Origin of the sequence: Kitasatospora sp. NRRL B-11411 (assembly GCF_000721345.1) — a bacterium.
In the GTDB taxonomy this organism is placed as follows: domain Bacteria; phylum Actinomycetota; class Actinomycetes; order Streptomycetales; family Streptomycetaceae; genus Kitasatospora; species Kitasatospora cineracea.
On the sequence record NZ_JOGH01000030.1, the window covers coordinates 55307 to 67319 of the forward strand.

A 12013-nucleotide genomic window follows, 5' to 3' on the forward strand; every position below is an offset into this window, starting at 1 on the left:
TCCGTCCGTCGCGCCCCGGGTTCATCGCGCCACCAGTTCCGCCAGGTCCCCGCCCAGCAGCCCGCGCAGCTTGGCCAGCGCCCGCGAGCACCTGGTCCGCACCGCCGCCGAACTGTCCTTCACGATCGCCGCGGTCTCCTCCACGCTGCGGTCCTCCCAGTACCTGAGCACCACCACCGCCCGGTCCCGCGGCGGCAGTTGGGCCAGCGCCTCGACCAGGGCCAGGCGCAGCGCCGAGTCCGGCCCGTCCTCGGCGAGCTCCGGCAGCGCCTGGCTGGGACGCTCGCTGCTGCTGCGCCGCCGCTGGTGCGTCAGGTACGCCCGCACCAGCACGGTCTGCGCGTACCCGGCCGGGTTGTCGATCCGGCCGGCCCAGCTCGGCCGGTGCAGCCGGTGCCAGTGCGCGTACATCTGCCCCAGCGTGTCCTGCACCAGGTCCTCCGACAGGTGGGAGTCCCCGCCGGTGAGGAAGTACGCGGAGCGGTAGAGCTGCCCGGACCGGGCCGTGGCGAACGCGACGAACTCCTCCTCCATGGCGGCCCGCCGTCCGGCAGCAGTGCCCACGTTCCGTCTCCCCTCGACCTGGTCCGCCCTATGACGACCCGGGGCCCCCGCGATGTTTCACCCGCGCCCGGACCGGTTCGAAAAGTCGTCCGACAACGGAGTATCCCTGTCCGGTTGCGGACAGTCCGCGGGCCCCCGCCCGCTGGAAGGATGGGACGGGCCTGCTCGTACCCCGTACTGGAGTCCCCCCATGGCCCTGCCCGACGGATCGCTCAGCCACCGCTACCGAGGCGAGCACCCCGTCCGCACCCTGCTCTTCCTCTTCCGACCCGACCGCGCCCGGGTGCTCGGCGCGGTCGGCGTCTTCTTCGCCAAGCACGCCCCCGTCTGGCTGCTGCCCCTGATCACCGCCAACATCGTCGACGTCGTGGTCAAGCACCGCGACATATCCGTGCTGTGGTGGAACTCCGCCGTCCTGCTGGTCATCCTGCTGCTCAACCTCCCCCTGCACATGCTGTACGTGCACTGGATGCACGGCTCCATCCGCCGGATGGGCACCCGGCTGCGCTCCGCCCTGTGCCACCGGATGCAGCAGCTCTCCATCGGCTACCACTCCCGGGTCAGCGCCGGCGTCCTGCAGGCCAAGGTGATCCGCGACGTCGAGGGCATCGAGACCGCCTCCCAGCAGACCGCCGACAACGGCCTGGCCGCGATCGCCACCCTGCTCGGCGGCCTGGTCGTGATCGCGATCCAGACCCCCGCCTTCCTGCCGGTCTTCCTGGTCCTCGTCCCCGCCAGCGCCCTGCTGGTGGTCCGGCTGCGCGAGCGGCTGCGCACCCAGAACGAGTCCTTCCGCCGCGAGGTCGAGCAACTCTCCTCCCGCATCGGCGAGATGACCACCCTGATCCCGATCACCCGGGCGCACGGCCTGGAGCGCACCGCGCTGCGCCGGGTCGACCGCACCCTGGGCCGGGTCCTCGACGAGGGCCTGCGCCTGGACCTGCTCAACGGCCGCTTCGGCTCGATGTCCTGGATCCTGCTCAACGCGATCGGCGTCGGCTGCCTGGCCGGCTCCGCGCTGGTCGCCTACTACGGCTGGATGGACGTCACCCCCGGCGCCGTCGTCATGCTCAGCGCCTACTTCTCCTCCCTCACCGGCTCCGTCACCACCCTGCTCACCCTCACCCCGCAGCTCGGCAAGGGCCTGGCCTCGGTCCGCTCGGTCGGCGAGGTGCTGCAGGCCCCCGACCTGGAGGAGAACGCCGGCAAGGCCGACGTCGCCGCCGTCACCGGCCGGATCGACTTCCGGGGCGTCGGCCACAGCTACCCCGGCGCGGACGCCCCGTCCGTCACCGGCTTCGACCTCTCGGTCCGCCCCGGCGAGACCATCGCCCTGGTCGGCGCGTCCGGCGCGGGCAAGTCCACCGTCCTCAACCTGGTGATCGGCTTCCTGCGCCCCACCGAGGGCCGGATCCTGCTCGACGGCCGCGACATGGAGGAGCTCGACCTGCGCTCCTACCGCACGTTCCTCTCCGTCGTCCCGCAGGAGTCCATCCTGTTCGAGGGCAGCATCCGGGAGAACGTCACCTACGGCATGAAGGACGTCCCCGAGGACACCGTCCTGACCGCCCTGCGCGACGCCAACGCCCTGGAGTTCATCGACCGCCTCCCCGACGGCCTCGACACCGTGGTCGGCGAACGCGGCGCCCGCCTGTCCGGCGGCCAGAAGCAGCGCCTGGCCATCGCCCGCGCCCTGATCCGCGACCCGCGCATCCTGATCCTCGACGAGGCCACCTCCGCCCTCGACTCCCGCTCCGAGGCACTCGTCCAGCAGGCCCTCGCCCGGCTGGTCCGCGGCCGCACCGTCTTCGTCGTCGCCCACCGCCTGTCCACCATCCGCGGCGCCGACCGGATCGTCGTCATGCACGACGGCCGGATCGCCGAGATCGGCTCGCACGCCGAACTCCTGCGCACCGGCGGCCCCTACGCCGGCCTGCAGGCCGCCCAGCTCGCCTGACCCGCCCTCGCCACGAACAGGACACCCCCGCATGACCGACCCGCTCAGCGGCAGACTCGTCCGGCTCCGGGAACTCCGCGAGACCGACCTCCCCAAACTCACCTCCTGGTGGCGCGAACCCGGCCTCGCCATCCAGCAGTCGGCCGGCCCCGTCCACCCCCAGCCCGAAGCCCGGCTCGCCGACATGTTCCGCTCCTGGAGCCAGAACACCGGCACCGACCTCGGCCTCTCCGTCGAAACCCTCGACACCGGAGACCTGGCCGGCCACGTCACCCTCTACGGCGCCACCCCCAAGGACCGCTGCGCCACCCTCGCCATCATCATCGGCCCGCCCCACCAGGACCGCGGCCTCGGCACCGACGTCCTGCGCACCACCATCCGCTACGGCTTCGCCGAACTCGGCCTCCACCGCATCGAACTCACCGTCAACAGCTACAACACCCGCGCCCTCGCCGCCTACCGCCGAGCCGGCTTCACCGAAGAGGGCCGCCGCCGCGAAGCCGTCTTCCGCGCCGGCAGCTGGCACGACCAGGTCCAGATGGGCGTCCTCAGCACCGAATGGCACGAGGACTGACCGAAAGCAGGGGCGCGGGGAAGACCTGCCGCGCCAGGCCCTGCGCAAGCAGGGGCGCGGGGAACTGCGCGGCCAACCGAGCACGCACAGCCAGATCGCCTCGCAGGACAGCCACTTGCACTATCCCGCGACCGCACCGACGTGCTCCTCCGCTGCGCGCAGTTCCCCGCGCCCCTGCTTTCGTATCCCTACTCCCGGAACGCCCCCACCCCCGCCGGGCTGCCGAGCCCCGTCGGCCCGTCGTACCCCGCCCCCGCCGTGCACAGGTACGCCGGTTCGCAGGAGGCCGTCGCACCGGAGGTGATGTCGTGCAGCGCCTCCGGGTGCCGGTACGGGAAGGACGCGGGTCGGCTGCCGGCCGAGGGGTGTCCGGCGAGGGCGTAGGTCGCGGCGACGAGGGGCGCGGCGGCGGAGGTGCCGCCGTAGGTGTACCAGCCGTTTCCGCCGTAGCTCTGGTAGACGGCGACGCCGGTCGCCGGGTCGGCGACGGCGGCCACGTCGGCGACGGTGCGGTGGTCGCAGCCGGTGTCGTTCTGCCAGGCGGGTTTGGGGAGCCGGCCGGAGCAGCCGCTCGCGGTGCCTTCGTCGGGGCCGGTGGACCAGGCGGTCTCGTTCCAGCCGCGGGCGGTGGTGCCGGCGGGTCGCAGGGTGGTGCCGCCGACGGCGACCACGTGCGGGGAGGAGGCGGGGAAGTTGACGCCGTAGCCGCCGTCGCCGGAGGCGGCGGCGATCACCACGCCGGGGTGGTCGAAGTACCGGCTGTCGTACGTCGCCGCGTTGGCGTTCTCGGCGGTGCCCCAGCTGATCGACACGTACTGGGCGCCGAGCGCGACCGCGGTGTTGACGGCGGCGCCGAGGTCGGAGACGGCGGCGCTGTCGGCTTCGACCAGCAGGATCCGGGCGCGCGGCGCGATCGCGGAGACCATGGCGAGGTCGAGCGCGGTCTCCCCGGCCCAGGCGGTGTTGCCGCGCGGGAGGCGGGTGCCGCCGCGCTGGTCGGTCTTGCGGAAGCAGCCGCTGTCGGTGGTGCAGGCGGGCAGTCCGTAGTGGTCGCGGTAGACGCCGAGGTCGGCTTCGGCGCGCGGGTGGTCGTAGGCGTCGACGACGGCGATGACGGCGTCGCCGCCGCCGTCCGCGGGCAGCCCGTACGCGGCGCGGAGTTCGGCGGGCCCGTACCCGCCGTCGCCCGCCGCCGCGGCGGTGCCGATGACGCGCAGCGCGTTGCAGGAGGCGGTGTCGGCCCGGGCGGGGGCGGCGCAGCTGTGCACCCAGCGCGGCCCGGCGTGGGCGGGTGCGGCGGGTGCGGTGGCGGCGGTGGCGGTGAGTGCGGTGAGCAGGGCGGCGGTGAGCGCGAGGGGGCGCAACGGGGCCTCCGTTCGAGGGGTCGGAACCGGAGGCGGAAGGCGGACTCCCCGCACCCGCCGGTTCACGGGGGTGCAGGGAGTGTTGACGCACCGTCAGATCGGTACACGTACGGTCACCCGCCCGGGGGGAGGGCACACCCGGAACGCCGGCCGCCGACGTACCCCGAGCGCCGACGCGCACCGGCGTACACCGGCCGCCGACGCGCGCCCAGCGCCGACGCGCACCGACGCGCGCCCAGCGCCGACGCACGCCGAGCGCAGCGACTATTCGGCGGCCAGGTGGTCGACCGACCCGACCTTGATGCCGGCCTGGCCGTGCCGCCGGGCGGGGGCCCGGCCGGGCGGCTGGGTGGGGCGTTCGCCGGGGTCGCCGAGCTTCGCGGTGGGGCGGCTGACGCTCTTCCCGGCCTCGACCCGCAGCGGTTCGTCGTCGTGCAGGACCGGCAGCACGCTGCCGCGCCGCAGCGTGTACGTGGTGGTGGCGTGGGTGATGTCGACCCGCAGCAGGTGTTCGCGCACGCTCATCGAGAAGCACAGCCGCTGGAGCCCGGCGGGCAGCCGGGGCCGGAAGGAGAGCTGCTCGGTGTGGTCGCGCAGCCCGCCGAACCCGGCCACCAGGGCGATGCAGGCGCCGGCCAGCGAGGCCATGTGCAGGCCGTCGCGGGTGTTGCCGCCGAGGTCGTGCAGGTCCATCAGGGCGGCTTCGGCGGTGTAGTCGTAGGCGAGGTCGAGCTGTCCGACCTCGGCGGCGATGACGGCCTGGGTGCAGGCGGAGAGCGAGGAGTCGCGGACGGTGAGGCGCTCGTAGTAGGCGAAGTTGCGGGCCTTCTGCTCGGGGGTGAACACGTCGCCGCGGACCTGCATGGCGAGCACCAGGTCGGCCTGCTTGACGACCTGCTTGCGGTACAGGTCGAAGTACGGGTAGTGCAGCAGCAGCGGGTACTTCTCCGGAGGGGTGGTGTCGAAGTCCCACATCTGGTGGTCGGTGAAGCCGTCGGCCTGCGGGTGCACGCCGATCTGCTCGTCGTACGGGATGAACATCTTGTCGGCGGCGTCGCGCCAGGCCGCGGCCTCCTCGGTGTCCACCCCGAGCAGCCCGGACTCGTGCCGGTACTTCAGCGCGGTGTCCGCCGCGTTCCACAGGTTGGCCTGCGCCATCACGTTGGTGAACACGTTGTTGTCGGCGACCGCCGAGTACTCGTCGGGGCCGGTGACGCCCTCGATCCGGAAGTTGCCCTTGGCGTCGTGGTGGCCGAGCGAGCGCCACATCCGGGCGGTCTCCACCAGCAGCTCCAAGCCGTGGGTGCGCTCGAACTCGGTGTCCCCGGTGGCCCGGACGTAGCGCGCCGCGGCGGCCGCGATGTCCGCGCCGATGTGGAACGCGGCGGTGCCGGCCGGCCAGTACCCGGAGCACTCCTCGCCGCGGATCGTCCGCCACGGGAACACCGCGCCGGCCAGGCCGAGTTGGGCCGCCCGCTCGCGGGCCATCGGCAGCGTGGTGTGCCGCCAGCGCAGCGCCTGCTTGACCGCGTCCGGCAGGCAGTAGGTGAGCACCGGCAGCACGAAGGTCTCGGTGTCCCAGAACGAGTGCCCGTCGTAGCCGGGCCCGGTCAGGCCCTTGGCGGGGATGGCCCGCTCCTCGCTGCGGGCACCCGCCTGCAGCACGTGGAACAGCGCGAACCGGACGGCCTGCTGGAGTTCGACGTCGCCCTCCAGCTCGATGTCGTTGTCGCTCCAGAACCGGCCCAGGAACTCCTTCTGCTCGGCCACCAGCCCGTCCCAGCCGGTGTACCGGGCGGCGGTCAGCGCGGCCTCCACCTGGTCCCGGACGGCGGGCAGCGAGCGGGTCGCCGACCAGCCGTACGCCAGGTACTTGACCAGCCGCAGCTTCTGCCCGGCGTTCAGCACCGTGGTGGCGGTGATCCGGGCCTGGTCCTCGGAGCACTCGGCGGTGGTGTCGATCCGCTCCGGCCCGTCGATCACGTGGTCCATCGCGGCGGCCACCCGCAGCCCGGAGAACCGGGTGCGGTGGACCAGCACGCCCTTGGTGCCGTCGGCGTGCTGCAACTCGGTGGCCAGCGGCGCCTCCAGCACCGCCGCCGCCCGCGGGTCGCCGTCGCCCGCGCCGCCCGGCAGCTGCTCGTTGGCGACCAGCTCGGACTGCAGCACGATCCGTACCGGCCCGTCCACGGCCTCCACCGTGTAGTCGACGGCGCACACCGCCCGCTGGGTCAGCGACACCATCCGCGCGGAGGTGACCCGCACCGTCCGCCCGGCCGGCGAGGTCCACTCGGCCTCCCGGCGCAGGATGCCGTCCCGGAAGTCCAACGTCCGCCGGTGGCTGCGCAGTTCGCCGTAGCGCAGGTCGAACGGCTCGTCGTCGACCAGCAGCCGGATCAGCTTGCCGTTGGTGATGTTGATGACGCTCTGCCCGGACTCCGGGAACCCGTAGCCGCTCTCCGCGTACGGCAGCGGCCGCAGCTCGAACACGCCGTTCAGGTAGGTGCCGGGCAGCCCGTGCGGCTCGCCCTCGTCCAGGTTGCCGCGCAGCCCGATGTGGCCGTTGGACAGCGCGAACACCGACTCCGCGCGGGCCTGCCCGGGCAGGTCCAGGCCGTGCTCGGTGATGCCCCACGGGTCGACGGTGAACGCCTCGGACGGGCTCATCGCTGCTCCCCGACCAACTCCGACAGGTCGTCCACCACGACGGACGCGCCGTGCTCGCGCAGCGCGTCGGCCTGGCCGGTGCGGTTCACGCCGACCACCGCGCCGAACCCGCCGGCCCGTCCGGCCGCGACGCCCGCCAGCGCGTCCTCGAACACCACCGCGTGCTCCGGGGCCACCCCCAGCTGCGCCGCCGCCGCCAGGAAGGTGTCCGGCGCGGGCTTGCCCGCCAGGTGGTCGCGGGCCGCGGTGATCCCGTCCACCACCACCTCGAACAGGTCGTCGATCCCGGCGGCCCGCAGCACGTCCCGGCAGTTCGCGCTGGAGGACACCACCGCGCGCGGCAGCCCCAGTTCGCGCAGCCGGTGCAGGTACGCCACCGACCCGGGGTACGGCTGCACGCCCTGCTCGTGGATCATCCGCAGCACCGTCGCGTTCTTCGCGCTCGACAGGCCGTTGACCGTCCGGGTGCCCGGCGGGTCGTCCGGCGCCCCCTCCGGCAGCTCGATGCCGCGCGAGGCCAGGAACGACCGGGTGCCGTCCAGGCGGGGCCGCCCGTCCACGTACCGGTCGTACTCGCCGACCGGGTCGAACGGCACGAACGGCCCGCCGGTGCGCACCGCCTCGGCGCGCAGGAAGTCGTCGAACATGTCCTTCCACGCTGCGGCGTGCACCTTCGCGGTCTGGGTCAACACCCCGTCCAGGTCGAACAGGAAGGCCTTGATGCGGTCCGGAAGTCCCAACATGCAGCCAGTCTCACCCGTCCGCGCCGCTCCATGCCGGTCATCCTCCGGACCGGCGCGTCGCACCCGGGGCCCGCCCTCACTCCGACTGCGCGTGCACCCCCGGGTGCGGGTGGCCGGACGGCACGAACAGCGGCTGCGGGCGGCCGCTCTGCGCGTAGTCCTTCAACCGCACCACCAGCTCCGCCCAGCGGCCGGCCGCCACCGGCACCGCCGGGCCGGTGTCCGGCGCCCAGCCGAGGTGGCGCAGCAGCAGCATCGACTGCCGCGGACCGTCCGGGTGGTCGAAGAAGTCCCAGGTCACCGTGGTGCCCTGCCAGGCCGGCGGGAACACCCCGACGCTGCGCCAGGCCACCCGTTCCAGATCGGCCCGCTCCCGGCGCAGCCGGAACGGCTGCGGGGTGTCCGGCACCGTGAACAGCAGGTCCTCGCCGTCCCGGTCCACCTCGGTGGTCCACCAGGACGCCAGCCCCTCCCGGGTGTCCAGCGCCGCCAGCAGGCGCTCCCGGGAGGCCGCGACGTCGACCTGCAGGGCGATCTCGGCCATCGCACTCACCTCAACCCCCACGATCCCGCCCGGCCCGGCGCCGGGCAACCGCGGCTCAGGTCGTCAGTTCGAGCGTCTGGTGGACGGTCGACGGGTCGTCCAGCAGCCGCACCAGGGTGTGCGCGACCTCGTCCCGGGAGACCTGCCCGAACCGGTTCGGCGGCGGCGCGAGGTGCGCGTGCCGCTCGGTGGGGGTGTCGGTCAGGCCGCCCGGGCGCAGCACCGTCCAGTCCAGCGGGCGCTCCTTCACCGCCTCCTCGGCGGCCTGCTTCGCCCGCAGGTAGGCGTCGAACTCCGGGGTGACCTCCGGGTCGCCGATCCGGTCCAGCCCCATCGAGGACACCAGCAGGTACCGCCGCACCCCGGCCCGCCGGGCCGCTTCCGCGAGCAGCACCGCCCCGTCCCGGTCCACGGTCTCCTTCCGGGCCGCCCCGCTGCCCGGCCCGGCCCCGGCCGCGAACACCACCGCGTCCGCCCCGGCCAGGTGCCCGGCCAGCTCCTCCGCCGAGACCCGCTCCAGGTCGCACACCACCGCCCGGGCCCCCGCCTCGGCGAGGTCCCCGGCCTGGGCCGGGTTCCGGATCAACCCGGCCACCGCGTCCCCCCGTTCGGAGAGCAGCTTCGAGAGCCGCAGCGCGATCTTGCCGTGTCCACCTGCGATCACCACGTCCATGGAACGCGACGCTACCCGGGCCCGCGGGCCCGGGCACGCGCAGGGCGCGCTACCGGCGCGGCGTGAGCCGACTGGTCACGCCGACCCGGTTGAGCGCGTTGATCGCGCTGATCAGGCCGATCAGGTGGGCCAGTTCGGCCTCCGCGAAGTGCTCGGCGGCCTCGTCGAACACCTCGTCCGGGACGTGCGTGTCGGCGAGCAGGGTGACCGACTCGGTGAGGGCCAGCGCGGCCCGCTCGCGGGCGGTGAAGTACGGGGTCTCCCGCCACGCGGCCAGGGTGTCGAGGCGGTGCTCGCGCTCGCCGTTCGCCCGGGCGTCGGCCGCGTGCCGGTCCAGGCAGAACGCGCAGCCGTTGATCTGCGAGGCGCGCAGGTTGACCAGTTCGGTGACCACCGGGTCCGCCAGGCCGGCCGTGGCGGCCCGGGAGGCCTCCAGCAGGGCGCGGTGGAACTCGGGGGCGCTGCGGTGCAGCAGGATGCGCGGAGCAGGGGCGGGAACGGTGGATTCGTCGGTCATACCGCCACCGTAGGCGCGCGGTGGACCGGCGGCGTGGTTCATTTGAGGGATGGATTCCTGGGCCACTTTCGGCGGCGACCTGCACCTCGACCTGGACGCCGGACGCACCCGCGGCCTCGGCCTGCGCGCCGCCCTGGAGGACGCGCTGCGCACCGCCGTCCGCGACGGCCGGCTCACTGCCGGCACCCGGCTGCCGTCCTCCCGGGCGCTCGCCGCCGACCTCGGCATCGCCCGCAACACCGTCGCCGAGGCGTACACCCAACTCGCCGCCGAGGGCTGGCTGGCCTCCCGTCAGGGCTCCGGCACCGTGGTCGCCGAACGCGGCCCACAGCCGTCCCCCGCCGCGCCGCCGCCCGGCCTGCACGCCCGCCCCGCGCCCGTGCACAACCTGCGCCCCGGCTCGCCCGACCTCAGCCGCTTCCCGCGCACCGCCTGGCTCTCCGCCGCCCGCCGCGCCCTGGCCGCCGCCCCGCACGAGGCGTTCGGCTACGGCGACCCGCGCGGCCGGATCGAACTGCGCCGCGCCCTGGCCGGCTACCTGGCCCGGGCCCGCGGCGTGCGCACCGACCCGGAACGGCTGCTGGTCTGCACCGGCTACCTCCAGGGCCTCGGCCTGCTCTGCGCCGCGCTGCGCGAACACGGCCTGACCGAGGTCGCCGTGGAGGAGTACGGACTGCCCCCGCAGCACGCCGCGATCGCCGCCCGCGGCCTGGCCCTGCGCCCGCTCCCGCTGGACGAGGGCGGCGCCCGCACCGCCGAACTCGACCGCACCGAAGCCGGGTTGGCGGTGCTCACCCCCGCCCACCAGTTCCCCACCGGCGTCCCGCTGCGGGCCTCCCGGCGGGCCGCCGCCGTCGACTGGGCCCGGCAGACCGGCGGCTACCTGCTGGAGGACGACTACGACGGCGAGTTCCGCTACGACCGGCACGCGATCGGCGCGATGCAGGCCCTCGACCCCGAACGGGTGGTGTACGCGGGCACCGCCGCCAAGTCGCTCGCCCCCGGCCTGCGGCTGGCCTGGCTGGCACTGCCCGCCGCCCTGGTCGAACCGGTCACCCGGCACAAGCGCCTCGCCGACGGCCAGAGCGGCGCCCTGGAACAGCTCACCCTGGCCGAACTGATCGACTCCGGCGGCTACGACCGGCACGTCCGGCGCAGCCGGCACCTGCTGCGCCGCCGCCGCGACCGGCTGGTCGAGGTGCTCGCCGCCCGCGCCCCGGACGTCCGGGTCACCGGCCTGAACGCCGGCCTGCACGCCGTCCTGGAACTCCCCGCCGACGGCCCCGGCGAGGACGAACTCCTGCACCGCGCACGGCAGTCCGGCCTCGCCCTGAACACCCTGGGCTGGAGCCTCGCCCCCGGCGCGGACCCCGCGCCCGGCCGGCCCCCCGGGCTGGTGATCGGCTACGGCACCCCGCCCGAGCACGCCTTCGAGGCCGCCCTCGACGCGCTGTGCACCCTGCTCGGTCAGCCCTTGTGACTGCCCACGTAGAACAGCAGGAACAGGAAGGCCACGAAGACGTGGCCCGACACGATGTAGATCCACACCCGGATCCACACCCGGTTCGAGGCCCGGTAGCCCGCGTCGATGGTCTCGGCGTACTTCGGGACGGGGGCGTGGGCGGGAGCGTGGGCGGCGGGCTTCGGGGTGTCGGCCATGGCGGTCTCCTGACGGTGGTGGCGGACGGGGGTGTGACGGTCTAGATGCGCGGGGCGTCGCCCAGGCACAGGTCGCCGCCGGGGCTCTGCAGCAGCGTGTGGACGAAGACCAGGTCGAGACCGGCCGCCGAGTCCGCGGCGATCACGTGCGGGGTCATCGAGTCGAAGTGCGCCGAGTCGCCCTCGTCCAGCAGGTGGACCCGGTCGCCCAGGGTCAGCCGCATCCGGCCCCCGGTGACGTACAGCCACTCCTCGCCCGGGTGCACCCGCACCACCGCGTCCTGCGTGTCCGGCGGCACGTGCACCCGCAGCGCCTGCATCGCCCGGCCCTGCGCACCGGCCCGCCGGTACCCCCAGCCGCCGGCCCGCCCCGGCTCGACCCGCCCGCCCCGGATCACCGGGTCCGGCTCGCCCGGCTGCTCCCCGAGCAGCTCGGCCACGCTCGTCCCGTACGCCCGGGCCAGACCCAGCAGCACCGGCAGCGAAGGCTGCCGCCGCCCGGTCTCCAACCGCGACAAGTAAGCTGGCGAGAGTCCGACCCGGGACGCCGCGACCTCCAGCGTCAACCGACTGGAGACCCGCTGCTCCCGCAGCCGCGCACCGAGGCCCGCGACTTCCTGGTCCTCACCGAGAGGGCTGTCCGTCATGGGGCAAGTCCACACCCTCCCTGCCCCAGAGGCAACAAACTTGCCCCACAGGCAAACCCCCTCTCCCGCACCCCCATCCTCCCGCCCCACCCCCCACCCCCACC

The 12013-nt window shown here is 74.3% G+C and carries 12 protein-coding genes; 3 read left to right on the plus strand and 9 right to left on the minus strand.

Annotation, left to right across the window (positions count from 1 at the left end):
• Positions 1-21: 21 nt before the first annotated feature.
• Positions 22-534 (minus strand): SigE family RNA polymerase sigma factor, encoded by a 513-nt coding sequence (locus IH44_RS0116495; RefSeq protein WP_030460323.1) that lies wholly within the window; start codon positions 532-534, stop codon positions 22-24.
• 220 nt (positions 535-754) lie between these two features.
• Between IH44_RS0116495 and IH44_RS0116500 the strand changes: the two genes are divergently transcribed.
• Positions 755-2521, plus strand: coding sequence for an ABC transporter ATP-binding protein (locus IH44_RS0116500; protein WP_030460324.1), 1767 nt, complete (start codon positions 755-757; stop codon positions 2519-2521).
• A 31-nt stretch (positions 2522-2552) separates the two neighbouring features.
• Positions 2553-3095 carry a GNAT family N-acetyltransferase gene (locus IH44_RS0116505; protein WP_030460325.1) on the plus strand — a complete coding sequence of 181 codons (543 nt, stop codon included), beginning with the start codon at positions 2553-2555 and terminating at the stop codon, positions 3093-3095.
• Positions 3096-3283: 188 nt separating this feature from the next.
• Here IH44_RS0116505 and IH44_RS0116510 read toward each other — a convergent pair whose 3' ends face one another.
• From IH44_RS0116510 to IH44_RS0116535, 6 genes are all read right to left on the minus strand, one after another.
• Positions 3284-4459 (minus strand): S8 family serine peptidase, encoded by a 1176-nt coding sequence (locus tag IH44_RS0116510; protein WP_030460326.1) that lies wholly within the window; start codon positions 4457-4459, stop codon positions 3284-3286.
• 264 nt (positions 4460-4723) lie between these two features.
• Positions 4724-7126: a glycoside hydrolase family 65 protein gene (locus IH44_RS0116515; protein WP_030460327.1), complete on the minus strand. Its 2403-nt coding sequence runs from the start codon at positions 7124-7126 to the stop codon at positions 4724-4726.
• On the minus strand, positions 7123-7869 hold the full coding sequence (locus IH44_RS0116520) for an HAD family phosphatase (RefSeq protein ID WP_030460328.1): 747 nt from the start codon (positions 7867-7869) through the stop codon (positions 7123-7125). Before IH44_RS0116520 ends, IH44_RS0116515 begins: the two co-directional genes overlap by 4 nt.
• Positions 7870-7945: 76 nt before the next feature.
• Positions 7946-8413 (minus strand): hypothetical protein, encoded by a 468-nt coding sequence (locus IH44_RS0116525; RefSeq protein WP_051816971.1) that lies wholly within the window; start codon positions 8411-8413, stop codon positions 7946-7948.
• A gap of 55 nt (positions 8414-8468) precedes the next feature.
• Complete coding sequence (locus IH44_RS0116530; protein WP_030460330.1) at positions 8469-9086, minus strand: SDR family oxidoreductase; 618 nt, start codon at positions 9084-9086, stop codon at positions 8469-8471.
• A gap of 49 nt (positions 9087-9135) precedes the next feature.
• Complete coding sequence (locus IH44_RS0116535; RefSeq protein ID WP_051816972.1) at positions 9136-9603, minus strand: carboxymuconolactone decarboxylase family protein; 468 nt, start codon at positions 9601-9603, stop codon at positions 9136-9138.
• A 49-nt stretch (positions 9604-9652) separates the two neighbouring features.
• Between IH44_RS0116535 and IH44_RS0116540 the strand changes: the two genes are divergently transcribed.
• Entirely contained in the window at positions 9653-11083 is a 1431-nt protein-coding gene (locus IH44_RS0116540; RefSeq protein ID WP_030460332.1) for a PLP-dependent aminotransferase family protein, read from the plus strand.
• Here the strand turns inward: IH44_RS0116540 and IH44_RS48080 are convergent.
• Positions 11071-11262 carry a DUF6126 family protein gene (locus IH44_RS48080; RefSeq protein WP_030460333.1) on the minus strand — a complete coding sequence of 64 codons (192 nt, stop codon included), beginning with the start codon at positions 11260-11262 and terminating at the stop codon, positions 11071-11073. The two genes, IH44_RS0116540 and IH44_RS48080, sit on opposite strands and share 13 nt — an antisense overlap.
• A gap of 41 nt (positions 11263-11303) precedes the next feature.
• Positions 11304-11909 carry a helix-turn-helix domain-containing protein gene (locus tag IH44_RS0116550; RefSeq protein WP_030460334.1) on the minus strand — a complete coding sequence of 202 codons (606 nt, stop codon included), beginning with the start codon at positions 11907-11909 and terminating at the stop codon, positions 11304-11306.
• Positions 11910-12013: the final 104 nt, after the last annotated feature.